21 protein-coding genes and 5 pseudogenes are annotated in these 22527 nt (G+C 68.6%); 14 read left to right on the forward strand and 12 right to left on the reverse strand.

Annotated features, from left to right (window positions below; translation table 11 throughout):
• Positions 1-26: 26 nt before the first annotated feature.
• A pseudogene (locus ACW4TU_RS18950) lies at positions 27-488 on the forward strand (transposase); the annotation flags it as partial.
• A 48-nt stretch (positions 489-536) separates the two neighbouring features.
• Here ACW4TU_RS18950 and ACW4TU_RS18955 read toward each other — a convergent pair.
• The 4 genes and pseudogenes from ACW4TU_RS18955 to ACW4TU_RS18970 form a co-directional block, all read right to left on the reverse strand.
• Positions 537-974 (reverse strand): VOC family protein, encoded by a 438-nt coding sequence (locus ACW4TU_RS18955; protein WP_457429052.1) that lies wholly within the window; start codon positions 972-974, stop codon positions 537-539.
• Positions 975-1161: 187 nt separating this feature from the next.
• Positions 1162-1827, reverse strand: a complete 666-nt coding sequence (locus ACW4TU_RS18960; RefSeq protein WP_457429053.1) for a hypothetical protein — start codon at positions 1825-1827, stop codon at positions 1162-1164.
• A 587-nt stretch (positions 1828-2414) separates the two neighbouring features.
• Positions 2415-2953, reverse strand: a pseudogene (locus ACW4TU_RS18965) (N-acetyltransferase).
• Positions 2950-3675: pseudogene (locus ACW4TU_RS18970) on the reverse strand (hypothetical protein); the annotation flags it as partial. The pseudogenes ACW4TU_RS18965 and ACW4TU_RS18970, both read right to left, overlap by 4 nt.
• Before the next feature lie 12 nt (positions 3676-3687).
• On the opposite strand from ACW4TU_RS18970, the pseudogene ACW4TU_RS18975 reads away from it, so the two are divergent.
• The 4 genes and pseudogenes from ACW4TU_RS18975 to ACW4TU_RS18990 all read left to right on the forward strand — a co-directional run.
• Positions 3688-3894, forward strand: a pseudogene (locus tag ACW4TU_RS18975) (ATP-binding protein); the annotation flags it as partial.
• Between the two features lie 72 nt (positions 3895-3966).
• Positions 3967-4410, forward strand: coding sequence for an NUDIX hydrolase (locus ACW4TU_RS18980; RefSeq protein WP_457429055.1), 444 nt, complete (start codon positions 3967-3969; stop codon positions 4408-4410).
• 34 nt (positions 4411-4444) lie between these two features.
• Positions 4445-4573, forward strand: a pseudogene (locus tag ACW4TU_RS18985) (IS5/IS1182 family transposase); the annotation flags it as partial.
• A 63-nt stretch (positions 4574-4636) separates the two neighbouring features.
• Positions 4637-4882, forward strand: coding sequence for a DUF2283 domain-containing protein (locus tag ACW4TU_RS18990; protein WP_457430197.1), 246 nt, complete (start codon positions 4637-4639; stop codon positions 4880-4882).
• Positions 4883-5111: 229 nt separating this feature from the next.
• Here the strand turns inward: ACW4TU_RS18990 and ACW4TU_RS18995 are convergent, their stop codons facing one another.
• The gene (locus tag ACW4TU_RS18995) at positions 5112-7727 is read right to left on the reverse strand and encodes a bifunctional FO biosynthesis protein CofGH (protein ID WP_457429057.1); all 2616 of its coding nucleotides are present in this window, start codon (positions 7725-7727) and stop codon (positions 5112-5114) included.
• A 202-nt stretch (positions 7728-7929) separates the two neighbouring features.
• Positions 7930-8775: an LLM class F420-dependent oxidoreductase gene (locus ACW4TU_RS19000; protein ID WP_457429059.1), complete on the reverse strand. Its 846-nt coding sequence runs from the start codon at positions 8773-8775 to the stop codon at positions 7930-7932.
• Positions 8776-8991: 216 nt separating this feature from the next.
• Here ACW4TU_RS19000 and ACW4TU_RS19005 point away from each other — a divergent pair, with 216 nt between their 5' ends.
• Positions 8992-10572 carry a CehA/McbA family metallohydrolase gene (locus tag ACW4TU_RS19005; RefSeq protein WP_457429061.1) on the forward strand — a complete coding sequence of 527 codons (1581 nt, stop codon included), beginning with the start codon at positions 8992-8994 and terminating at the stop codon, positions 10570-10572.
• Positions 10573-10636: 64 nt separating this feature from the next.
• Here ACW4TU_RS19005 and ACW4TU_RS19010 read toward each other — a convergent pair whose 3' ends face one another.
• Positions 10637-11467 carry an endonuclease/exonuclease/phosphatase family protein gene (locus ACW4TU_RS19010; RefSeq protein ID WP_457430199.1) on the reverse strand — a complete coding sequence of 277 codons (831 nt, stop codon included), beginning with the start codon at positions 11465-11467 and terminating at the stop codon, positions 10637-10639.
• A 103-nt stretch (positions 11468-11570) separates the two neighbouring features.
• Here ACW4TU_RS19010 and ACW4TU_RS19015 point away from each other — a divergent pair, with 103 nt between their 5' ends.
• Positions 11571-11975 carry a nitroreductase/quinone reductase family protein gene (locus ACW4TU_RS19015; RefSeq protein WP_457429062.1) on the forward strand — a complete coding sequence of 135 codons (405 nt, stop codon included), beginning with the start codon at positions 11571-11573 and terminating at the stop codon, positions 11973-11975.
• A 34-nt stretch (positions 11976-12009) separates the two neighbouring features.
• Here the strand turns inward: ACW4TU_RS19015 and ACW4TU_RS19020 are convergent, their stop codons facing one another.
• Complete coding sequence (locus ACW4TU_RS19020) at positions 12010-14928, reverse strand: NACHT domain-containing protein (protein ID WP_457429064.1); 2919 nt, start codon at positions 14926-14928, stop codon at positions 12010-12012.
• Positions 14929-15061: 133 nt separating this feature from the next.
• On the opposite strand from ACW4TU_RS19020, the gene ACW4TU_RS19025 reads away from it, so the two are divergent.
• Both ACW4TU_RS19025 and ACW4TU_RS19030 read left to right on the forward strand, forming a co-directional pair.
• Positions 15062-15280, forward strand: a complete 219-nt coding sequence (locus tag ACW4TU_RS19025; RefSeq protein ID WP_457429066.1) for a hypothetical protein — start codon at positions 15062-15064, stop codon at positions 15278-15280.
• A gap of 126 nt (positions 15281-15406) precedes the next feature.
• Positions 15407-15730, forward strand: coding sequence for a hypothetical protein (locus tag ACW4TU_RS19030; protein ID WP_457429067.1), 324 nt, complete (start codon positions 15407-15409; stop codon positions 15728-15730).
• Positions 15731-15773: 43 nt separating this feature from the next.
• On the opposite strand, the gene ACW4TU_RS19035 is transcribed toward ACW4TU_RS19030, so the two are convergent.
• A complete protein-coding gene (locus ACW4TU_RS19035) occupies positions 15774-16226 on the reverse strand; it encodes an ATP-binding protein (protein ID WP_457429069.1) in 453 nt (150 codons plus the stop codon).
• A gap of 237 nt (positions 16227-16463) precedes the next feature.
• Between ACW4TU_RS19035 and ACW4TU_RS19040 the strand changes: the two genes are divergently transcribed.
• From ACW4TU_RS19040 to ACW4TU_RS19050, 3 genes are read left to right on the forward strand one after another with little or no spacing between them, the layout of a single operon-like run.
• Positions 16464-17318, forward strand: coding sequence for a helix-turn-helix domain-containing protein (locus ACW4TU_RS19040; protein WP_457429071.1), 855 nt, complete (start codon positions 16464-16466; stop codon positions 17316-17318).
• Positions 17319-17328: 10 nt separating this feature from the next.
• The gene (locus ACW4TU_RS19045) at positions 17329-17505 is read left to right on the forward strand and encodes a DUF397 domain-containing protein (protein ID WP_457429072.1); all 177 of its coding nucleotides are present in this window, start codon (positions 17329-17331) and stop codon (positions 17503-17505) included.
• 28 nt (positions 17506-17533) lie between these two features.
• Complete coding sequence (locus ACW4TU_RS19050) at positions 17534-17839, forward strand: hypothetical protein (protein WP_457429073.1); 306 nt, start codon at positions 17534-17536, stop codon at positions 17837-17839.
• Positions 17840-17983: 144 nt separating this feature from the next.
• Here the strand turns inward: ACW4TU_RS19050 and ACW4TU_RS19055 are convergent, their stop codons facing one another.
• Complete coding sequence (locus ACW4TU_RS19055; RefSeq protein ID WP_457429075.1) at positions 17984-18730, reverse strand: ANTAR domain-containing protein; 747 nt, start codon at positions 18728-18730, stop codon at positions 17984-17986.
• A gap of 396 nt (positions 18731-19126) precedes the next feature.
• Between ACW4TU_RS19055 and ACW4TU_RS19060 the strand changes: the two genes are divergently transcribed.
• Together ACW4TU_RS19060 and ACW4TU_RS19065 are read left to right on the forward strand one after the other, a co-directional pair.
• Positions 19127-19501 (forward strand): STAS domain-containing protein, encoded by a 375-nt coding sequence (locus ACW4TU_RS19060; protein ID WP_457429077.1) that lies wholly within the window; start codon positions 19127-19129, stop codon positions 19499-19501.
• Positions 19498-20454, forward strand: coding sequence for an anti-sigma factor RsbA family regulatory protein (locus ACW4TU_RS19065; RefSeq protein ID WP_457429079.1), 957 nt, complete (start codon positions 19498-19500; stop codon positions 20452-20454). The genes ACW4TU_RS19060 and ACW4TU_RS19065 overlap by 4 nt, the downstream gene beginning before the upstream one ends.
• A gap of 134 nt (positions 20455-20588) precedes the next feature.
• Here ACW4TU_RS19065 and ACW4TU_RS19070 read toward each other — a convergent pair whose 3' ends face one another.
• Together ACW4TU_RS19070 and ACW4TU_RS19075 are read right to left on the reverse strand one after the other, a co-directional pair.
• Positions 20589-21542, reverse strand: a complete 954-nt coding sequence (locus ACW4TU_RS19070) for a hypothetical protein (protein WP_457429081.1) — start codon at positions 21540-21542, stop codon at positions 20589-20591.
• Between the two features lie 106 nt (positions 21543-21648).
• The gene (locus tag ACW4TU_RS19075) at positions 21649-22083 is read right to left on the reverse strand and encodes a hypothetical protein (RefSeq protein ID WP_457429082.1); all 435 of its coding nucleotides are present in this window, start codon (positions 22081-22083) and stop codon (positions 21649-21651) included.
• Positions 22084-22527: the final 444 nt, after the last annotated feature.

Raw genomic sequence — 22527 nt, forward strand, 5'->3', positions numbered from 1 at the left:
AAGGTTCGATGGCACACTCCAACGTCCTCAACCAGCAGGTCGCCGAGCTCGACAAGGCCATCGAGGCCCGGTTTCGCGACCACCACACCTTCGAGGTGATCACCAGCATGCCCGGCCTTGGCGTCATCCTCGGCGCCGAGTTCCTGGCAGCCACCGGCGGCGACATGACGGCGTTCGGCACCGCCGACCGCCTCGCCGGCTTCGGCGGCGTCGCCCCGGTGCCCCGCGATTCCGGGAAGCTGAGCGGGAACCTGCACCGCCCGCAGCGATACAACCGCCGCCTCCAACGCGTCTTCTACACCTCGGCGTTGTTCAGCATCCGCCACTGAGAGGAATCCCGGCGCTTCTACGATCGCAAACGTGCTGAGGGCAAGCGTCATACCCAGGCCGTCCTGGCTCTCGCTCGCCGCCGCGTCAACGTCCTCTGGGCCCTTCTGCGCGACGGACGGCGCTACGAGCCAGCTCCGCCGGCAAGGGCTGCCGCATAGGAAGGGACGCGACACGCTGCGCGCGGCCAGTTGGCCTGACCGACCCCGTCAGACCAGGCAAAACTCGTTACCTTCCGGGTCTGCCATCACCACATGATCCGGCCTGCCCTGCAACTCGTCCTCGCGGACCACGGTCGCGCCCGCAGCGGTCAACCGCTCCACCGCCGCGACCACGCGCGGCCAGCGCACCTCCCACGGGGTTTCACGGCCGCCACCAACTTGCACGTCGATATGCAGCCGGTTCTTCGCCACCTTCGGCTCCGGCACCTTCAGGAAGGACAAGGTAGGGCCCACGCCGTCCGGATCTGAGAGGTACGCCCCGTCATCCCACTCGTCCTCCGGAACCTCATGATGCGAGAACCACTCCTCCCAGCTCCCGAACCCTGCGGGCGCGGGCTTCTCCTCGTAGCCCAACGCCAGCGCCCAGAACGCGGCCAGTTTCGCCGGGTACGCGCAGTCGATCGTCAAGCTCCACTTGGTCGCCATGAGCCCTCCCCAGTCGGATGAACGGACTGTACCGCGCACCTCCGACACCTCCTGCCCGCTACCTCAAGCGTGCGCCGCGGCTTGACGAACGGCATTAGGAATCGATGGCACGCGCTCCTGCGACTGAGCGCGACAGATGGCCCGTCCCGCAAACTGGATGCTCAGATCCGCAGGCGCCACCGAGCGGTCAGCCGCCGTGGAGGCCCCACTCGTCGAGGCCGCCGTAGATGTGAGCTTCAAGGCATTGAGGTGCGTCAAGACCGACGGCCTCGCCGCGGTATAGGGCGATGAGTGAGTCCGTGCCCCGCCACCAGGTGTCAGTCATGCCCTGCACTTCAGGCACTTGCTCGTACCCGTCGAGGTCAAGGGAGGCGACGGCCTTGCCGGTGATCCTCGTGATGGTCTTGGCCCAGCGTCTTGCGTGGGTGGCCAGCGCCAGCGATTCCACCCAGCCGTCCGTACTGGCATGAAGCGGTGCCCAACGGGACCCGTGGATCCCGAACTCGCCACCGGGGCCGATCAGGAATCCATAGGCCATGGACACCCGACAGTCCCCGGCCGGAATCCACCAGCCCTCCGCGGCCGAGCCCTCGGGCACGTCCGCGTCCAGGATGCGCGGGCCGCTCTCATAGAACGGGGCCGGGGGCAGGGCGAAACCGCCCCAGCGGTCCTGGAAGGCCGCGGCACGGTCGATCTCCGCGGCCGGGATCCCGTGCGTGATCCACGCATCGCGGTGGCGTCCGATTCCCTGCCGAGGAACGCGAATGCCGTCCACCTCCACGAAGCTCTTGGCTCTCCGGGTCAGACCGGCAGGCGCGACTGGGATCGGCGATATGGGAGTGTCGGCGGTCATGGTGCCGGAGTCTAGTGGCGGGTCCGGCAGCGCCTCTGTCGGCAGTCCCGCCCGCTGTTCTGCAGGCCAGGAATCGCGCTCAGGGGCCAACTCGCGTGCTCAAGGGCCAAGTATCGCGCTCGGTCACAGCTCCGCGCAGGAACTCCGTCTCACCCAATCCAGTCCACGCAGGTCAGCGTGACTCGGTCGACTAACTTCACTGAGACAGGTCAGCTGCGTCAGGGCTCGAGGTCGCGCTCGGGGTGGCAAACGTCGCGCGGCGCGACCTCGTCTCCGGTACTACAGCCGGTCCGAGCGAAGACGTCGAGGCCTAGGCGGTGGATTGGACGGCTTCGAAGTATTCCGCCCGGCTGTTTTGGGCGTACTGAGCCCACGTTCTGTTGCCCACCTACCTGGTGATGATCCCGATTCTTGGGACGTACCAACTTGCTCCCCGCACCCGCAGGGACCAACTCCAACAACAACCCCGGCGGCATTTCCGCCTGGTCCGCGAGCGCCGCCTCGTAGTCGCCGGAGATGGTCCCTGCTGCTCGCGCTGACCGTGCCGGTTCGGCGGCTGCTTCGCCGCACCCGCGAGGGTGCGCTGCTCAGCGCGCGGCGCGAATCATCACCGTGAGAACCGGCGAGGCCGCCGACGGCTGGCTCTGTCCGATGTCCTCGTATCCCCACGACCGGTAGAGCGCGTGCACTTTCCCGTCCCCGGCCGCCGGGTTGACCATGAGCGTCACATACGGCTCGTCGCGTGTAGCGAGGAAAGCGTCATGGATGCGCCGTGCGGTCCCCGTGCCCCGCCACTGAGTGCTTACGCCGATCTCCTTCAGGGCCACGGCGGGATGCTTGGTGTACTCATCCGTCGGCGCCGGTGACGTGCGCTGCCAATACCGGTCCCCGCGCTCGATCGTGTTGCCGTAGGCATAGCCCATCGAGTGCCCGTCCGCGTACGCGAGCACAGCCCCGAAACCCGGCTCGGCGGCGTGCCGGTCCACGCGCTCGCCGAAAAAGGTGACCGCGTGGTTCGGCAGGTGAAGCAGCGGGATACGCACATCGGCGTTACGTCGAGGACATCGCCGCGAACGGTGTCGTGGGCGCTGAACGTACGCAGGTCGTCAGCGGGCGCCGTGTTCACGCGGCCTTCCTCCAGGTGGCGGCGTGCTCGGTCCACGTCTGGACGGTGGTGCTGCCGGGGGCGGTAGCACGCAGCGCAGCCCCGAACTCTTGCAGCATGCGCGTCACCCGGGCGTGCTGCGTGGCAACTTCAGCGGGGACCTTCATCGCAGTGACCGTGGCGGCGTCGACTTCGCCCTGTCCGAGCTGGGCGTGTGCAAGCCGGGCAGTATTGATGGCGCGGTCGCGCTGCATCTGGGGGCGGAGCAGGGTCAGGCTTCGGTGGGCGTGCGATTCGGCCTGTTCGAAGTTGCCTAGGCGGAGGTACGCCGACAGAGCAAGTGTTTCAAGCTCGGCTCCGTCGCGGACAGCAGCCATCCACACCGGGCGAGCAAGATCCGGATCGGCGCGTTCGAGTGCGTCCTGAGCGCGGCCGAGGGCATACCGTACGGCTGCGGTGTCGCCGGTGAGGCCGAGGGTGGCGGCCTGGCGGGCGTGTCCCAGGCAGGCGAACAGGGGGTCCCTGCGCGTGAGGTGCAGGTTGCGGGCGACGTCGTTGGCGGCGAAGGCGTCGCCGGGCCGCCCCATGTGCCGATACATCGTCCCCGCGTGACTCCAGATCCGGAACTTGATCGCCTGATCGCCGGACATCTCGGCGAGTGCCTGCGCCTCTCGCATGTGAATCTTCGCGTCGTCGTAGCGGCGGCCATCGATCGCCGCCCACATGGCCGAGGAGCGGAACCCCTGGCTCCGCCAATGACGAGTCTCCCGACGTCAGTTCAGGCCGCCCCGACCGGGCCCCCGGCCTACAGCCAGACCTTCCCGTGCGAGCCGGCGACTGCCGCGATAGGTCGCAGACTCGTCCGTGACGCCCTCGCCGTATGGCACCTGACCGGCTTCGCCGACCCCGCAGCGCTGATCATCTCGGAACTGATCGCGAACGCCGCCAGGCACACCCCGTGCTCGCTCACCCAACGGTCCTGAACGTGCCGTTCGCGGCCTGGCTGTCACAGTAGGCGGCTACGCTCCCGGGCCATGACCGACACTTCCCAGCAGGAGGCCGTACGCGACGCCTCCGTGATCGTGGCCCGAGACGCGGACGGCACGGTCGCCGTCCTGGCCGCCGAATTCCCCCGGCACGGCGGCGAGTACGCGTTCCTGCCCGGGGGCCGCAGGGAGCCCGGCGAAACATCGGAAGAGTGCGCGCAGCGCGAGCTGCGCGAGGAAGCCGGGGTCACCGCCCAGACCTGGCGGGCCCTCGGCTCGTACGCCATCACCCTGAACTCCGATGCCCGCATCCACCTTTTCCTGGCCGAAGGCCTCACCTGCGGCCCGCAGCAGCTCACGCCCAGCGAGGCAAACTTCAAGCTCATGTGGTGGCCGATGCCTGACGCGATCCGGGCCGCCGCCGAGGGACGCTTCCTACTTCAAGGGGGACCGCTGGCACTACTGCTGGCCCAGCAGGTCACGGCGGCCTGACGGCGGCCGACCACGACTGATCCCGCCGACCGGGATGCTGCCAATCGACCGGCTCGCCGCCGACCGGCTCATCGGCTCGGCCAAGCACAAGAAGCACGGGATGAACGTTCAGGTCATCACCGCCCCGTTCAGCCGGATGGCCTGGACTCCACCGGCCCACCCGACGCGCGGCACAGCAAAACGTGGGTGGGGCCGACCTCAATCACAGCAAGGGAGCACGCTGACCATGGCGAACGTCAGAGTCACCTACGACAAGACGGCGAATGCCGCGTATGTGCACTTCACGGAACCCCAAGCCCGTGCGGAGGCGGCACGCATGTATCCCTGTGATCCGGTAAAGGTCGACGGCATGATCAACCTCGACTTCGACGAGGAGGGCCGCCTCATCGGTATCGAAGTGCTGGCGGCCAGTTCGAAACTACCCAAGCACCTGCTCGAGTCGGCGGAGCGCTTGGACGCCAACCGCGCATGAGGCAGTCCGGCCAAACAAGTTGGAGTCAACCCGTAAAGACTGACTTGCCTACTACACCGCCAGGTGCGCCAACAACGGCGCGGGTGGCACGACACCGTGTTACCCACGCCGTTCCCTCCGAGCGAGGGGCGCACAGTCGCAGCTGAGGCTCAGCCGACGTCCAAACGCTCTGCGAGCCGCAGTCACCGCCGGGTACGGACCTCCGCCTCGCCCACGCCGACCAATCCGGTCACTCCAGCACAGGCAGCAACTCCGGCAGATGCCCGTCCGACAACGCCGCCGCCCGCTGTCGCTCCTCCGGGACCTCTCCGTAGACGGTGTTCCGGGGCCTGGCCGGGCGCCCCGCTGCCTCCGCGACCGCGATCAGGTCCTTCACCGACTTGTACGAGCCGTACGACGACCCCGCCATCCGCGAGATCGTCTCCTCCATCAGTGTGCCGCCCAGGTCGTTCGCGCCCGAGCGGAGCATCTCCGCCGCGCCCTCCGTGCCGAGCTTGACCCAGCTGGTCTGGATGTTGGGGATGTGGGTGTGCAGGAGAAGGCGGGCCATCGCGATGACCGCCCGGTTGTCGCGCATCGTCGGGCCGGGGCGGGCGATGCCCGCCAGGTACACCGGGGCGTTGGTGTGGATGAAGGGGAGGGTGACGAACTCCGTGAAGCCGCCCGTCTGTTGCTGGATGCGGGCCAGGGTGCGGAAGTGGCCGAGCCAGTGGCGGGGCTGGTCGACGTGGCCGTACATCATCGTGGACGAGGAGCGGATGCCGAGTTCGTGGGCGGTCGTCACCACCTCGATCCAGGTGGCGGTCGGCAGCTTGCCCTTGGTGAGGACCCAGCGGACCTCGTCGTCGAGGATCTCCGCCGCCGTGCCGGGGATCGTGTCGAGGCCGGCTTCCTTCGCGGCCGTCAGCCACTCGCGGATCGACATCCCGGTGCGGGTCGCGCCGTTCACCACCTCCATGGGTGAGAAGGCGTGTACGTGCATACCGGGGACCCTCTCCTTCACCGCGCGCGCGATGTCGAAGTACGCGGTGCCCGGCAGGTCGGGGTGGATGCCGCCCTGCATGCAGACCTCGACCGCCCCCACGTCCCAGGCCTGTTGGGCGCGGTCGGCCACCTGGTCCAGGGACAGCGTGTAGGCGTCGGCGTCCGTGCGGCGCTGGGCGAAGGCGCAGAAACGGCAGCCGGTGTAGCAGACGTTGGTGAAGTTGATGTTCCGGGTGACGATGTAGGTGACGTCGTCCCCGACCGCCGACTTCCTTACCTCGTCGGCCACTTGACACAGTGCGTCGAGGGCCGCGCCGTCCGCGTGGAACAGCGCCAGCGCCTCGTCGTCGGTGAGCTTCGTCGGGTCGTCGGCCGCCGTGCGCAGCGCCTGCCGTACGTCCGTGTCGATGCGCTCCGGCACCATCCCGGGCGCCGCCGCCTCCCGCAGGGCGCCCCAGTCGCCGTACACCTCGTCGAAGTCGTCGCGCCGGTCGGACGTACGGCCGTCGGTGTCGATCGTGGTGTGCAGGTCGGTGCGGCCGGACGACACGAACACCTCCTCCGGCTCCTGCCACGGGTGCCCCTCGACGACCGCGTCCTCGCGCGCGAGGCCCGTCTCGGGGTCCGCGAGTGCTCGTACGTGCGGCAGCAGTCTCGGGTCGAGCCAGGGCTCGCCTCGCTGGACGAACTCCGGGTAGACGCAGAGGCGTTCGCGCAGTTCGAAGCCGACTGCCGCCGATTTGGCCGCCAGTTCGTCGATCCGGGGCCAGGGGCGTTCCGGGTTGACGTGGTCGATGGTGATCGGGGAGACGCCGCCCCAGTCGTCGATGCCGGCGCCGATCAGCCGCTCGTACTCGGAGTCGACGAGGTTGGGCGGGGCCTGGAGGCAGGCGCTCGGGCCCATGATGTGCCGTGCCACCGCCACCGTGGCGACGAGCTCGTCCAGTTCCGCGTCCGGCATGCCGCGCATCGCGGTGTCCGGCTTGGCACGGAAGTTCTGGATGATCAGCTCCTGGATGGAGTGGTAGGCGCGGGAGACGCGACGAAGGGCGAAGAGGGACTCCGCCCGCTCCTCGTACGTCTCGCCGATCCCGATCAGGAGGCCCGAGGTGAAGGGGACGGACGACCGGCCCGCGTCCTCCAACACCCGCAGTCGTACGGCGGGTTCCTTGTCCGGGGAGCCGTGGTGCGGGCCGCCCGGCTCGGACCACAGGCGGGTCGCGGTCGTCTCCAGCATCATGCCCATGGAGGGAGCGACGGGCTTCAGGCGCTGGAAGTCCGTCCAGGACATCACGCCCGGGTTGAGGTGGGGCAGCAGGCCCGTCTCCTCCAGGATGCGGATGGAGATGGCGCGGACGTACGCGATCGTGTCGTCGTAGCCGTGCGCGTCGAGCCACTCGCGCGCCTCCGGCCAGCGGTCCTCGGGCTTGTCACCGAGGGTGATCAGCGCTTCCTTGCAACCGAGGGCGGCGCCGCGCCGGGCGATGTCGAGGACCTCGTCCGGGGACATGAACATGCCGTGTCCGGCCCGGCGGAGCTTGCCCGGCACGGTCACGAAGGTGCAGTAGTGGCATTTGTCCCGGCAGAGGCGGGTCAGGGGGATGAAGACGCTCTTCGAGTACGTGATGACGCCGGGGCGGCCCGCGGCCTCCAGGCCGGCGTCCCGGACGCGGGCCGCGGACGCGGTGAGGTCGTCGAGTGCCTCGCCGCGGGCCTGGAGCAGCACCGCGGCCTCGCCGGCGTCGAGGGCGACGCCGTCCCGGGCGCGTTTGAGGGCGCGACGCATGGAGTTCTCGGTCGGGCCGGTGGCGCCGCCGGGGCGCTCGGTGGGGCCGGGTCCGGAGGTCTCGGGAGTCGTCATCCTTCGAGCATACGATCGATGTGATCAGGTCCTGCAGGGACCGCCCTGTCCGTTCGGGCTGTCGAACGTTACAGGGCGGCACTGGTGACCGTGGTGGCACTGGTGGACTCGGTGGCCACCGCCTGCGGAGCCGGCGCGGTCGGCGGAGCCTGCGCGGTAGATGGAGCCGGCTCGGTAGGCGGAGTCCGCAGGGCCGTCGGAGCTACAGGTACTCCGCGTACCCGTCCAGCAGGCCCAGCACCTCCGCCTCCCCGGCCGGCGGCAGCTGCACCACGGTCTCCTCGATGCCCAGCTCCGCGTAGTACGCGAGCTTGCCCGGGGTGGGCTGAACGGCGTACGGGACGACCTGGAGGGCGGCCGGGTCGCGGCCCGCGTCCGCCCACACCGACCGCAGTACGGGCAGCGACTCGGACAGGCCGCGCCCGCCTATCGGCAGCCACCCGTCGGCGTACTCGCTGATGTGGGCGAACAGTTTCGGCCCGGCCGAGCCGCCGACGAGGGTACGGGGGCCGATCACCGGCCCACGCGGCTTCTGTACCGGCTTGGGGTACGCGGTACTCGCCCGCACACTCCCGAACTCACCGTCGTACGCGGTCGGTTCGTCTGACCACAGGGCACGCATCAGCGCCATCCGGTCCCGGGTCAGCTCGCGCCGCGTACGCCATTCCACACCGTGGTCGGCGGCCTCCTCGACGTTCCAGCCGTAGCCGAGACCGAGGGTGAAGCGTCCGCCGGAGAGGTGGTCGAGGGTCGCGATCTGCTTGGCGAGGTCGATCGGGTCGTGCTGGGCGACGAGCGTGATGCCCGTGCCGAGGGCGAGCCGCTCGGTGACGGCTGCGGCCTGGCCGAGCGCGACGAAGGGGTCGAGCGTACGGCCGTACTCGGGCGGCAGGTCGCCGCCCGCCGGGTACGGGCTGGTCCGCTCGACCGGGATGTGTGTGTGCTCGGGCAGATACAGCCCGGCGAACCCGCGCTGCTCCAGCTCACGGGCGAGTCGGGTCGGGGTGATCGTCTCGTCGGTGAGAAAGATCGTGACGGCTAGGCGCATGTCCATATCTGTACCGGGCGACTCCTCGTCTGTCCATACCGACCGGTCGGGATTGGTCGAACATCACTCGGGGCACGCGGTCTTGTCACGGCGATCCCCCTGTCTTGTACGGGAGTTCACTCCACGGCACGAGAGTGGCTATGAAAGTGGTACGCGCCACCACAGCACCGTCACTGCGTCACCCACGTCACACCCCGACACCCTGGGAGCGGCAGCATGTGCGAAGACGACCACGGAACCGGCACGGAAGACGGCACCGGAAATGGCACCGGCACCGACACCGGAAACAGCCTGGCCAGACGTGCCCTGTTCGTGACGGGAGCCGCCGCCGCGCTTACGTTGGGAAGCGTGACCTTCTCCCACGGCACCCCGGCCTCGGCGGCCCCCGGCACGGAGACGAAGACGGTACGGGGCACACTGCCGACCGGCTCCCCCGACTTCGTCTACCTGCCCGTCGAAATCCCGGATGGCGTACGGGAGTTGAGGGTGACGTACAGCTATGACCGCCCCTCCGTCCCAGCCGGTACCGCTGGCAACGCGCTCGACATCGGTGTCTTCGACCAGCGCGGCACCGAACTCGGCGGCAAGGGCTTCCGGGGCTGGTCGGGCGGGGCCCGCACGGAGTTCTTCGTCCGCGCGGACGACGCGACGCCCGGCTACATCCCCGGCCCGGTGAAGGCGGGCACCTGGCACATCGCGCTGGGCCCGTACACCGTCTCCCCGCAGGGCCTCTCGTACGAGATCACCATCACGCTGACCTACGGCGAGCCCGGCGAGGGCGTCGACCCGGTCTATCCGCCGGAGCGGGCGAAGGGGCGGGGCCGGGCCTGGTACCGGGGCGACTGCCACCTGCACACCTGGTACTCGGACGGCCGCCGCACCCCGGCCGAGATCACGGCCCTCGCGCGGGCGGCGGGCCTGGACTTCATCAACTCCTCGGACCACAACACCCATTCATCTCACGCCCATTGGGCCTCTGAGGCAGGCGACGACCTCCTCATCCTGCTGGGCGAGGAGGTGACGACCCGCAACGGTCACGTGGTCGCGCTGGGGATCGACCCGGGGACGTTCGTCGACTGGCGCTACCGGGCCCGTGACAACCGCTTCGGCAAGTACGCGCGCCAGATCCGCCGCGCCGGCGGCCTGGTGGTCCCGGCCCACCCGCACGCCACCTGCGTCGGCTGCAACTGGAAGTTCGGCTTCGCCGAGGCGGACGCGGTGGAGGTGTGGAACGGCGCCTACTCGCCCGAGGACGAGGTGGCCCTCGCGGACTGGGACGGCATGCTGGTGGCGTCCGTGCGGGAGGGTGCCTCGGGCGGGCGCGGGTGGATTCCGGCCATGGGCAACAGCGACGCCCACCGCGACCCCGACCCGGTGGGCGTCCCGCAGACGGTCGTCCTGGCCGACGACCTGACCCGGGAGGCGATCCAGGCGGGCCTGAAGGCAGGGCGCTCCTACGTCGCCGAGTCCAAGTCGGTCTCCCTCACCTTCACGGCGTCCGGCCCGAAGGGCGAACACGCGGACATCGGGGGCCGGTTGAAGGTGTCCAAGGACGCCCCGGTCACGGTCCGCCTGGAGGTGTCGGGCGCCCCGCGCTGCACGGTCCGCTTCGTCACGGACCAGGGCGTGCTGTTCACGAGCGCGGTCCTGCCGGTGGCGGGCACAGGGGTCGTGGAGTGGCGTACGACGGCCCAGTACGCGGCGTACGTCCGGGCGGAGGTGCGGCACGAGGCGGTACTCGCGCCGCTGCCCGGGGCGTTGGCGGCGTTCACGAACCCGATCTTCCTGGGGCGGTAGGCCAGGGCCGGCCCAGGCGGACGATCCTTCGGAGTGCCTTCGGGGGTGGTGGACCGGGGCGGGGTCAAGCCGACGCCAGATCCACCACCACCGCCGCGTGATCGGACGGCCAGACGCCCTCCACGGGCCCGTGCCCCGCCCGGTCCACCTTGCGCACATGCCCGAGACCTCCCGGCCACGGCAGCCCCACGTGGATGTAGTCGATTCGTGAGCTCGGGCCGAACCCGGCCGCGACATACGGGTTGGCGGCGTCCCAGGTCGCCGAGGGAGCCGCCGGGTCGGCCAACTCCCAGGCATCCATGAAGACTTGGCCGGGTACAGGTGGGGCCGTCTTGTGACCGCCGAACAGGCGGATCTCGTCGGAGTCGGGCCAGGCGTTGAAGTCGCCGGTGATGACGGGCGGGAAGGCGGTGCCGCCGTCACGGTGTTTCGCCACGAACTCGGCCAGAGCGGTGACCTGTTGGCACCGGACAGCCGAGGCGTGGGGCACGGAGGTGAGGTGGGTGGTGAAGAAGGGCACGTGGTGGCCGGGGGCGGCGAGCCGGGCGTACAGGGCAAGACGTCCGTCGTCCAACTCGTCCGGCGCCGGCAGCCGCATCGCCTCGCTCTCGACGACGGGCCACCGGCTCAGCACCGCGTTGCCGACGTTCACCTTCGCGCCACCCGCACCCTCGATACGCCGCTGCCAGCGTTCGGGGGCCTCGGACGCGGCCCAGGTCCAGTGCAGTCCGAGTTCACCGGCGAGCCAGGCGGCGAGGTTCTCGCCGTCGCACTCCCAGACCTCCTGGAGTCCGACCACGTCCGGCCGCAGGTCCCGCAGCACGGAGAGGATCGCCTGCCGCCGCGCTTCCCAGGGCCCGAACCGCCACCACAGGTTCCAGGTCACCACGCGCATATTCGCCACCGCCCACTCATGTCGCCCAGCAGCCCGTCTCTGGGACACCATTCAAGAGCACGACCAACAGCAGCGGCACGCGCACAGGAGGCACAAGAACCAGATGTCCCGCTTCGGAGAGTTCAGAGAGTTCAGATTCAAGGCCGCCACCGCCTTCCAGCGCCGCATCGGCAACCCCGTCACGCGCCGCCTCCCCTTCCAGACCCTCCTGGAGACCACGGGCCGCACCTCGGGCCTCCCCCGCGTCACCCCGCTGGGCGGCCGTCGCATCGGCGACACGTTCTGGCTGGTCTCGGAGTTCGGCGAGAAGTCGCAGTACGTACGGAACATCAAGGCGAACCCGCGCGTACGGGTGCGGGTCGGAGGGCGCTGGCATGTGGGCACGGCCCACCTACTGCCGGACGACGACCCGATCGCCCGGCTGCGGACACTGCCGAAGGTCAACAGCACGGGCGTACGGACGCTGGGAACGAATCTGCTGACGGTGCGGGTGGACCTGGACGGCTGAGGGCTGAGGGCTGAGGGCTGAGGGCTCGATCTAGTCAGCTACGGGGGCGGGGACTGCGCTTGACGGTGCCGGGTGGGAATTGTTCGACACCGAGGACTTCGTCCGCCCGGTGGATGTTGATGGCAAGGTCCGGCATGCCGATCAGCGGACTGACATCGACCTGTCGGTGCTCGTCGAAGCAGTTGATCGTCAGCTTCTTGAGCTTGGGAAGTGCCCTGGCCACCGCGCCGAGATCATCACCTGCCTGCCAGAGACCCAGCCAGAACTCTTCGATCTGCGGTGCCGACGGGAGCTCGGCAAGCATGGACAGGCTGGCCCCGGCCTGGAACACGAGGTAGTTGAGCTTGGGCAACTCCGAGACCTGGGAGAGGCCGTCCACGAGGCCACCCAGGCCCAAGGTGGTGAGATTGGGCCATCGGGTGATGCCCTCGAGCGTGCGTAGATGCTTGCAGGCGATGGCGCCGAGCCACAGCTGAGTGAGATCACCACCGACCGGCAGCACATCAAGACTCCGGCAGGGGAGCTCCAGGTCGAGGCCCAGTCTTTCGAGGAGGGGCAAGTCCTGGATAACGTCCAATCGCGCCGCCGCGCACTCGTAGAGGTCGAGGCTGATGGCAGGCGTGGCGGCCAAGGGGGTCAGGTCCGCGACATTGGGACAGCGGCTGAAGGAAATGTTGCTCAGGGACGTGTACGCCTGGAAAAACTTCAGGTTGTCCAGCACCGAGTTGTCGAAGAATCGCAGCGCCCGAAGTTCTTCCGGTCCGATCGCACTGGTGATCTCGCTGCCAGTGAAGTTGCCTGCGAAGGTGACGCTGCCGGGCGGACGCAGGTGCTGCAGGGCCGTGAGTTGTTCCACTGAGCGCACCGTCAGATGACGGAAGCCGGGGATGTGGGCGAGGACTTCGCGAGCGTAGTCCTCGGTGTCGAAGTTGCCCCAGCCGTCTTGCAGCACCGACTGAACACTGAGGTCTGTGCTGGAGCGGAATTTCTTCATGACCGTGAGAGCGGCGTCGCCGCCAATATGGCCGGCGGTGGCGACGACGGCTTGGGCTTCGTCGTCCTCCAGCCCCTCAGGGCCGGGAAGCAGGTCGAGGATCACAGGGCCGACGGCAGCCAGAGTCATGGCCTCGTCGAGGCTTCGGGGAGGCAGAAGCGCAGCCGTACTCCGCTGAACGTCCTCGCGCACGGCCGGGTCGAGTTCGGTTGCGTGTTCCAGGCAGGCCGTGGCCAACAGATGCAGGCGGTCGCGGTGTCTGGGAGTGCGGTCGCCACGGGTGATCAAACGGCGAAGGAGGTCGGCGCGTTCATGAGGACGTGCGTGGGCCACGGCCATGCACAGGACATCCTCCCACTGATCATCATGCGCATGGCGGACCAGGAGGGGGATGTCACGAGCTTCGATCGCGGCTTTGGCCCCGAGATAATCCTGGAAGGTGCGGTGGGCGAAGTCGATGGAGTCGGCGGTGGGTTGTCTCAGCAGTCCGGAGCGGGCGAGAAGGTAGGTGAGAACACCCTCCGCGTCGGCTCTCTGCGCGATACGGGGCATGGCGGGTAGGGCCTCGTCGATGAGGGCGCGGGCTGTGTCGTGGTCGAGCTCGGTCTGCCCGTTGCGTATCAGCCAGTAGGCCAGCCGCTGAAGGAGCTGGACGCTCTGGTGCTCGGTAAGGGAAACACCTTCGGGGGCTTCGATGTCGCGTTCGCGGTCGCGTCGGTGCAGCAGCATGGACAGCGCCGCCTCGTACAACTCCATGCGGCCGTGCGGCAGATGGCCGCGCCGGTCACGGTGCAGGGCACAGACCAGAGCGCACAGCAACGGAGTGGTGCAGAGGCGTGCCAGGTCACGCTGGGAACGCACCGTGTCCTTCAACGCCTCCGCCAGCGCTGCCAGATTGACGCGTTCCTGCGCGGTAGCGGTGTCGGCGCCGGCTGCGGCGTGCCAGCGGTCGACGAACACCGCCACATCCCGACCGCTCATCGGCCGCACGGTCAGCTCGGTGAAGTCGCTGTCGGCCAGCCACCCTTCGGGCACCGCGGAAGGCCGGGTGGTGACCAGGCAAGCGGCCTGCGGATAGGCGGCGAGCAGGTCGCGCAGCCACAGCCGGGTCTGGGCCCGCCGTGCCTGGGGAACTTCGTCAAGGCCGTCGACGAGCAGCAAACCGCGGCCGTCGACGAGGGCCCGGTCGGCCCAGCCCGGCGGTTGGGCACCTTCGCGCGGACAACCGGTCGCTGCCAGGTATTCGTGTGGGGCCGGCAGTTCGCCACGGCGTACCAGGGTTCGCAGCGGCAGGACGAAGGGCAGGCGGCCCTCCAGATGCGCCAGCTCGGGAGGCAGTCCACGGCGGGCGGTGGCGACCGCGAGCCACCGCAGCAAACTGGTCTTGCCGCTGCCGGCCAGTCCCCGCACAAGAATGCGCCGCCGTCCGGCCAAGGCCTGCTCGGCCCGCTCGGCCCTCACTTCCACCCCGCCTTCGGGGCCTGCCCCCATCACCCCCCGTCCCACTGCGGATCCGAGACCGTGGGCCGAGGTGGCGAACTCCAGGCTGAGATATGCGGCATCCAGCGGCCAGCGGGCGCGTTCGGGCCGGGACAGATCAAGCCCGATCACTGACAACTGTCCATACCGACGCTCCACATACTGCCGGTACCACCCGTCGAACTCGCCTTCCACTCCTGGCTCCGCGGTCGCCACGTCCGCGGCCGGGACGGCTGAAGCCAGCGCACCCGCCCGGAGCCGCAGCAACGGTTCGGGGTCAGCCCCCAACACCGAGGCGAGCACCGCCACGGTCGCCTCGCTCGGCACGCCGGTCCCGTTCAGCGCCTGGCTGACCGTCGTACGCCCCAGCCCGGCCCGCATCGGCAGCGCGGTCATCGACAACCGGCGCTGGGCCCGCAGACTCCGCAGCCGCTCCTTCAGCTCAACCAGCGCCTCCCGCCGGTCCTCCCTGTCCCCCACCGGCCCCTCCACCTACCGCGCATCGTCCTCGTTGTTCAAGTCCGTCCATCTTTGTCCAACCGAACGCTGCTGTACGGGACTTCACTCATCTTCCTTCCCATACCGCCCTCGTCGACGGAACGGAAGATCCCCGATGCCTGCAACCCCCACGCACCTGATGCTGCTGACCCTCACGCTGCTCACCGCCGTCCTGCTCGCCCTCCTGGCCGCTGTGACCGCCGCGCTACTCGCCCGCTGGGACGGCGCTTCCCTCCCAGCCGCCCTGACACGCGGGGGGATCGCATTCGGAGGCACCCTCACACTGCTGACGGCCTTGCTCGCACTTGTCGCGAGCACGCTGGCGCAGCCGTGACCTGGACAGGACACCGGCAGCCCTCAGTCCACCACCTGTGGATCACGGAAGTAGAAGACGACCGTCACTCCCATGCCTGGCGTGTGTGTGCACACGACGGTGAGGTCCAGGGCTCGGGACAGGCGCATGATGACGGCGATGGGCGGCAGTTCGGTGGGCGGTCTCGATGCCTTCGATCTCGTCGGTGGTGGTGTGCGGGCACTCCGCCAGGTCGGCCTCGCTCAGCCCGAGTTCCCTGCGCCGGTCATGGACGGCCTTGCCCAGCGTCATGGCCAGGCCGGCTTCTCCGTAAACCCGGTCGTACTCGGGGTCGGCATCGAGGTGTTCGCCGATCAGCTGGCGGTGGCGGCGGGTTCTCCATTCCCTGTGATTCATCGGGTCTCCCTGAGGTCACGGCTGCAGAGGTCGTGTTCGGCGGCTGCCTGGTGCTCGGCCTCGCACAGCCGTTGAGCGGCGTGCGTGCGGTCCACTTCGGCCTGCTCGCGCATCTTGGTCACCCCGTCCGCCCGCACTCCGCCCACAGCAACTTGCCGCCCGTCGACGCGCCTGACTCCCGCAGCATCGTCACACCCCATGCGTCCGCGCACGCCCGTACGAGGTGCAGCCCTCGTCCACCTTCGGCGTCTTCGGGGGCTACGCCGACGAGGGCACCCCTCTCCGATGCCGAGAAGCCGAGCGGGACCCTGGGGTCCGTGTCCCATACCGCGACGCGCAGCCGGTTCGGTTCGTTGGAGTGGAGGCGGAGAGAGTAAGGGCCCGTGGTGTGGAGGTGGGCATTCGTGAGCAGTTCGGAGGCGAGGAGTTCGGCGGTGGGGGTGAGGTGGGCGAGGTCGTGGGCGGCCAGGACGGTGCGCAGGGTCGCCCGGGCGATGCCCGGTGCGCGTGGATCGTGCGGGAGCTGGAGGGCGTAGCTCCAAGAGGAGGAGGACGGCGATACGGTGGCCATCGGAAGTCTCCGATCACGGAGGGGAGTTGGATGGTGTCGGTACGTTGTGCTCGCTTGTGTTGCATTGCGGTGCCCAGTGACCGTGGCCGCTCCGTCGAGCGGGGTGCTTCTGGGCGAGGCGCCTGAGATGAAGGTAGGGGATCCGCAAAGGTACTTTGCTGGATTCCGAAGGATCTCGGCGCTTTATCCCTCATGTGGGTGACAAAACTTTTCCAGCGGCCGTGACAAGGAGACGTCATGACGACAAGGCCCGCTCCGACGGCCCGACGTGTCCGGCTCGCAACGGAGCTGCGCAAACTCCGCGAGCGGGCGGGGATGACCTCGACGGAGGCAGCACAACTGCTGGGCACCAGCTCTGGTCAACTCAGCAATGTGGAGTCCGCCCGGTTCGGCGTGAGCCCCGACCGCATCCGCGCGATGGCCCATCTCTACTCGTGCGCGGACCAGCCCTACGTCGATGCCCTCGCCGACATGGCCGGCGAGAAGACGCGCGGCTGGTGGTGGGAGGCATACCGGGAGGTTCTGCCGTCAGGGATGCTCGCCCTCGCCGAACTGGAGCACCACGCAACCGCCCTGCGTACCGCCTTCACCTCACACGTCCCCGGAATGCTCCAGACCGCCGAGCACGCCCGCGAGATCTTCCGTCACGTGATCCCGGCTCCTACTCCTCCCGAGGTCGAGCACCGGGTCTCGTACCGCGTCAAACGGCAGGACGTCGTGTACCGGGCAGATCCGAATCCGTACAGCACCGTCATCCATGAAGCCGCCCTGCACATGAGGGTCGGCGGTCGGGACGTGGCACGGGCGCAACTCCGGCATCTGCTCGACATGAGCGAACGGGACCACATCACTCTCCGGGTACTGCCGTTCGACGTCGGCGCGTTCCCCGGGTCGGGCCAGTCCATCAACTACCTGTGCGGACCTGTACCGCAGCTGGACACCGTCCAACTCGACCAGTTCCACGGCCCTATGCTGCTGGACGCCGAGGCCCACCTGGAAAAGTACCGACGCCTCCTGGACACCGTCGAAGCCGCCGCTCTCGCCCCGGAGAAGTCCCGAGACCTGATCCTTGCCATCGCTCAGAACCTTTAGAGGAGCCCTGATGTCCCAGCAAGCATGGAGGAAGTCGTCCCAGTGCCAGGAAGGTGAAGCCTGCGTTCACATATCGGTCACCAGAGAAACGATCCTGCTCGCCGACTCGGCAACGCCGACCCCCACATCCATCATCTCGGTCGGCCGCGATGCCTTCGCTGCTTTCATCCACCTGCTCAAGAAATGAACGCCCTGACCGCTCAGGAAACCAGCAAGTGACCGACAAGACCGCGATCGAAGCCGGACTGCGGAGGTTCGGCGATGAGGGTCGGCCGGCCTCCGAGGCGGCGCGTTGGGTGATGCGGGAGATGGGGGACGACTTCGCGGTCTTCCAGCTGATGGTCCGCTTCTTCACCGTCTACCACGTCCCTGTGGAACACCTCCGGGAGCTGGAACGCTGGGAGGGCCTGGGCACTGGCGGCCCCCTCACGGACGTGGAGTTGGACGCGATCGTCGGCCCGCTCAGGGTCCGGGATGCGCCGCTGTCCTGGCGAGGCGGCGGTACTGCGGAGTCGCGGTAGTACGGAGTCCCAGTGCGCGGCGGTCACCGGATGGTGGCCGCCCCTTCCGTTTCCGGTTCGGCCCTGCCCGGCCTCTTCACGCGCATCGCGCATCCCGCATCGCACACTCCAAGAGCGGACCTCTGCGGCTCCGCGCGACAACCGTCAAGGCGTGTGATCACGCGCGTGTTGGCGCCGCACCGCATCCCGTAGCGCCGTCCGCACGGGCTCTGTCGGAGGCGGGCCGCCGGTGCTCACCGTGACGATCGCCTCGGCGACGTCGCGGAGCTTGGTGTTCGTGTGCTGGGAGGTGTCGCGCAGGGCGTTCCAGGCCTGGTCGGCGGTGCACGCCTCGACGGCCATGAGGATCCCGCGGGCCTGGTCGATGACCGGGCGGGACTCGATGGCCTGCTGCAACTGCTGGACCTCCGACTGGAGTCGCCGCACCTGCTCCGCACGTTCCACGGCCACCGCGGCGAGCCCCTGGTCGGAGCGGAGCAGGACGAGCAGCTGGCGGATGTCCGGCGGCAGCCAGGCGGTGGCGTCGCCTGCGGGGTCGGACGCGGGGGCAGGGACCGAGAAGCCGGTGATCTCCAGGATGCGGCGGGGCTGGCCGTTCCAGTTGACGGTCCACAACGGGATGCCGGCGGCTGCTCCGAAGTCCTCCAGGCGCTCCAGGAACTGGAGTCCGGCCGTGTCCATGAAGGTGACCTCGGCCATGTCCAGGACCAGGCCGTCCGTCCCGTCGGGGAGCTCGCCCAGGGCAGGGTCGAGCACCGTAACGCAGCCGCGGACGATCTCCCCGCTCGGTGTCAGGACCACCGTGGTGCCCCACATCTCCGTGCGGACGGCCAGTGGCCCGTCGGCGACCGATGCCGACGGAGGAGAAGAGGAGGGCGGGACGACAGACATGTGCTCACCTCGGGTCTGGGGTCCGGTTGTGCCGTCGGGGTCCACGCCACGCTGACACGCGACTCCGACGTAGCCCGCGGCCGTTGTGCTGTCGCGTCTTCCCCGCCCGGGACGACCTATTCCGGAACCGGCGTGGAGATGTTGGGCCGGTTCTGTGACCCGTCGTCGGGTCGGCCGCCGCTGCGTGTACGACGCTGTGCGTGAGACGCCGCGAGTAGAGCTGCGGGGAGGGCTGTGAGTAGAGCTGTCAGTAGAGCTGTGCATGAATGCGGTCATGCGGGGCAAAGGGAAGTGGCAACATCGTGCCGGTCGTGCTGGAGGTGCGCATCAGCGTCTCCCTCTGCCTGCCGCACGGCAAAGGGATACTGGGGTGCAACCGGTACACAGGGGTGGGACGTGGACATTCTGCGACGGGCGGATGCCTCGGCGTCGGTGGCGGCTCCGTCGGGAAGCGCGTTGCGGCTGCGGCCGCTGCGGGACCGGGCGGGATGGGAGGCCGTCGGCGAGATCACCTCGGCCACGTGTCCGGCCTGGGAGCAGACGCTGGACCAACTGATCCGTCGTATGACCCTACGTAAAGAGATCGTGTGCCATCTGGAGATGTCCGCCGTGACCTTCGTCGATGTCGCCGGTGCCTCGGCCCTGGCAATGGCCGCTCAGAGCCTTTCGGCCGAGCGGCGCATCGTGCTCGAACGTCCGCCTGCCGCTCTGCCACGGTTGCTTGACATGTTCTGGCCTCATTTGTCCGTGATCGAGGTGGTGGCACGATGACGGCCACGAAGACCGCCGAGTCGGCCGACGAGTCGACCGCCGAGCCGTTCGTGCATCCCGCCCTCTTCTACCGGGGCGAGGAGGAGTACCTGGACGGCACGGTCCCCTTCGTCCGCGAGGGGCTGAGAGCCGGACATCCGGTGGCGGTCGCCGTGCCCGGCCCGCAGCTGACCCTGCTCAGGGACAGCCTCGGCGGGGACGCCGCGTCCGTGCGCTTCCTCGACATGACCGACGTGGGCCGCAACCCGGGCCGGATCATCCCGAGGGTGCTGCGCGCCTTCGCCGACGCCCACCCTCAGACGCACGTTCGAATCATCGGGGAGCCGATCTGGGCCGGCCGCAGCAGCGTCGAGTACCCGGCGTGCGTGCAGCACGAGGCGTTGATCAACCCTGCCTTCGAGGGCCGGGACGTGACCATCCTGTGCCCGTACGACGCCGAGCGCCTCGACGAGAAGGTGCTCGCCGACGCCTACGCCACCCACCCGGTGATCATCTCCGGCGGCAGTCGGCGGCCCAGCCCGTCCTACGCACCCGGGCAGGTCGTCGCGCACTACAACCAGCCCCTCGCTCCGGCTCCCGCGACGGCCGAGCCCCAGCACTTCGGCGCCGAGGAGCTGCCGGTCGTCAGGCGTTTCGCCGTCGCGTGGGGCGCACGGCTGGGCCTGTCCGGCGTACGCCTGGACGACCTGGCTCTGGCGGTGGCCGAGCTGACCACCAACAGCGTGGTGCACGGCGGCGGCTCCGGCAGCCTGCGGATCTGGGCGGAGGACTCGCAGCTGGTGTGCGAGGTCCGCGACCGCGGCCAGCTGACCGACCCGCTCGCCGGCCGCCGTCCGGCCACCCGGGACCAGCGCGGCGGACGCGGCCTGCTCCTGGTGCACGCCGTCGCGGACCTGGTCCGGGTTCACACCGACCCGGAGGGTACGACCATCCGGTTCTACCTCGGCTGCTAGCCGACCGTTCGAAGCCGCGTCCCGGACGCCCGCCGGCTGCTCACCGGGGCGCGGCGACCGAACCGAACTGCGCGCCGGTTTCAACCGCCTGCGCCGGCCGCCCCGCCAAGGGCATCAAGCCGGTGGATCCGGGCTCAGGAACCGTCGAGTATCCGGGCAGTCGCGGCCATACGGGTCCGGTGTTCCCCGAGAATCCGGCCGAATTCGTCGGCGTGCAGCGTGATTTGCTCTTTCTGATACTTCCTCTCGAACCCTGACCAGATTTCTACCAACCGGGTCCGCCTCTTGCATTCCAGGTCGGCCAGCGCCATCTTGATCTCTGCCCCGCTCACCTCAGGCCGGTCGAGATCGAAGAGCGGACGGTCGGTGACCGGTGAGGAGGATTCATAACCCGCGGCCCTCATACAGTTTGCCCATTTCCTTGTCGCCGAAATAACCGCCGGGTCGGAGAGTGACCGATTGAAGGAGTCACCCTTGATGTCCGCCGCCAGTTTGGCATAGGAAAATCCGGCGCCCCCCGCTTCCGCGAATTCCCGCGCGGCCTGTCCGAGGCACCCGCCATCCGGCAGCTTCCGGCCGTTCGCCGAACGTTTTTCCGTGTCACCGTTGAGAACACGTCCGTACATGGGATCTTGGCGCCGTTCGTCCCATACGCCACTGCCGCTGTCCGTGTCGGCCGCACCCGAGGCCGACTCGACGGTCGACGGCAGGTGGTATCCGTACCGCTTGACCAGGGCGGAGTTCGCCACACCGTAACGGCGTGCATTGCCGTAGACGCCGTCGTCCTTCACATTGTCATCCAGAGTCGCAGTCGTCTCCGGAAAGGAGAGGCCGTACTCACGCATACAGCGGCTGATCAGTAATGTTCTCGCCCGGCCTATGTCGAAGAATTCGGCGACTGTCGGCAGGTAGGCATTGACGGGGAGATGAACCTCTCCCGCCGCAGGTTGCACGGTCAGGGAATCAACAGAGGCCGAAACGGGCGGAGAGTCAGCGCCGGAACAGGCCGGGACGAACAGCAGAACCGCCACAATGGCTGTCGCCGGTCGATACGAAGAGAATAGTGAAGAGAACTGCTTGGAGAGCATGGCGGCATTCACCTCTGTCCGGGACGGGGTTTCACCAGCCAGGGGGTGCCGTGACCACCGCGCGTGGTCACGGCACCCCACAGGGGCAGGGTGAGGCGTTCTCGCATCACTGCCGGGAGTAGAGCTTCACCGACGCGTTGTTGTTCCAGGTGTAAGACAGCTCACCGCGCTGGCCGCCGTAGAGCCAGTCGTAATTCCCGCCGTAGCTCGGGGAGTAGTAGCTCCGGCACGAAGCCAGGAACGAGTCGCACTGGATCTTGCGGGAGTTGTTGCGGACGGCCTGCCCTGATCCTGATCCGGTGCCTGACCTGAAGTAGTTGTTGGCGAGGTCGGCATCATCGTTCCAGCCGCCCCAATAAGCGTCGCTCCAGCCGCTGTAGTAGAAACAGACGTAGTAGCCCCCCGCAGTGCAGCGGGACTCGTTGCCCTCCACCCCGACGTACGCGCTGGCCGCCTGCGCGGGTGAGGCCATGAGCGGCAGTGCCGCCACAGCCAGTCCCGCTGCGAACAGCGCACTTGTGACCTTCTTGTTGATTTTCATGACGCGCACTCCTGTAGGTCTATGTGACTACGAATCGCGGCCCTGCCTCGGCTCACAGCCGACCGGGAGCATCGGACACGGATCGCCGGAGCGGGCTGTCCGGGTGCTGACGTCGCGAGGGCGGCGCCCTTTCGTGCGTTCACGATTCGACCTCCTCCCGGTATGACGATGCGGGGTGGACCGCGCAGCCTGGTTTGCACCACAGAGACTGCTGGTCGATCCGGATCCGGGCCAGAGAGGCCTGCCCCGTTGGGACACCGTGGGACATCCCATGCATTGACCTGCTGGGATGTCCGGCGTGATGCGGCATCGCTGGGACGTCCACCCTCGCGGGCCGTGCCTGAAGACATGGGTGTGGAGCTCCGGCCTAGCCCCGGAGCCCGCGCGAGGTGTACTAACAGGGCAAGGGGCGAGAGCCCTGGGGGATTGTTGATACGTATTGGG

This window comes from Streptomyces kryoterrae (assembly GCF_054072135.1).

Excerpts from the sequence above, each read along its gene's own strand:
- ACW4TU_RS19045 (WP_457429072.1), top strand. The coding sequence starts at position 17,329 with ATGTCCCAGCAAGCATGGAGGAAGTCGTCCCAGTGCCAGGAAGGTGAA.
- ACW4TU_RS19040 (WP_457429071.1), top strand. The coding sequence starts at position 16,464 with ATGACGACAAGGCCCGCTCCGACGGCCCGACGTGTCCGGCTCGCAACG.
- ACW4TU_RS19075 (WP_457429082.1), bottom strand. The coding sequence starts at position 22,083 with ATGAAAATCAACAAGAAGGTCACAAGTGCGCTGTTCGCAGCGGGACTG.
- ACW4TU_RS18960 (WP_457429053.1), bottom strand. The coding sequence starts at position 1,827 with ATGACCGCCGACACTCCCATATCGCCGATCCCAGTCGCGCCTGCCGGT.
- ACW4TU_RS19030 (WP_457429067.1), top strand. The coding sequence starts at position 15,407 with ATGATGACGGCGATGGGCGGCAGTTCGGTGGGCGGTCTCGATGCCTTC.
- ACW4TU_RS18995 (WP_457429057.1), bottom strand. The coding sequence starts at position 7,727 with ATGACGACTCCCGAGACCTCCGGACCCGGCCCCACCGAGCGCCCCGGC.
- ACW4TU_RS18980 (WP_457429055.1), top strand. The coding sequence starts at position 3,967 with ATGACCGACACTTCCCAGCAGGAGGCCGTACGCGACGCCTCCGTGATC.
- ACW4TU_RS19015 (WP_457429062.1), top strand. The coding sequence starts at position 11,571 with ATGTCCCGCTTCGGAGAGTTCAGAGAGTTCAGATTCAAGGCCGCCACC.
- ACW4TU_RS19025 (WP_457429066.1), top strand. The coding sequence starts at position 15,062 with ATGCCTGCAACCCCCACGCACCTGATGCTGCTGACCCTCACGCTGCTC.
- ACW4TU_RS19065 (WP_457429079.1), top strand. The coding sequence starts at position 19,498 with ATGACGGCCACGAAGACCGCCGAGTCGGCCGACGAGTCGACCGCCGAG.
- ACW4TU_RS18990 (WP_457430197.1), top strand. The coding sequence starts at position 4,637 with ATGGCGAACGTCAGAGTCACCTACGACAAGACGGCGAATGCCGCGTAT.
- ACW4TU_RS19055 (WP_457429075.1), bottom strand. The coding sequence starts at position 18,730 with ATGTCTGTCGTCCCGCCCTCCTCTTCTCCTCCGTCGGCATCGGTCGCC.
- ACW4TU_RS19035 (WP_457429069.1), bottom strand. The coding sequence starts at position 16,226 with ATGGCCACCGTATCGCCGTCCTCCTCCTCTTGGAGCTACGCCCTCCAG.
- ACW4TU_RS18955 (WP_457429052.1), bottom strand. The coding sequence starts at position 974 with ATGGCGACCAAGTGGAGCTTGACGATCGACTGCGCGTACCCGGCGAAA.
- ACW4TU_RS19000 (WP_457429059.1), bottom strand. The coding sequence starts at position 8,775 with ATGCGCCTAGCCGTCACGATCTTTCTCACCGACGAGACGATCACCCCG.
- ACW4TU_RS19010 (WP_457430199.1), bottom strand. The coding sequence starts at position 11,467 with ATGCGCGTGGTGACCTGGAACCTGTGGTGGCGGTTCGGGCCCTGGGAA.
- ACW4TU_RS19070 (WP_457429081.1), bottom strand. The coding sequence starts at position 21,542 with ATGCTCTCCAAGCAGTTCTCTTCACTATTCTCTTCGTATCGACCGGCG.
- ACW4TU_RS19005 (WP_457429061.1), top strand. The coding sequence starts at position 8,992 with ATGTGCGAAGACGACCACGGAACCGGCACGGAAGACGGCACCGGAAAT.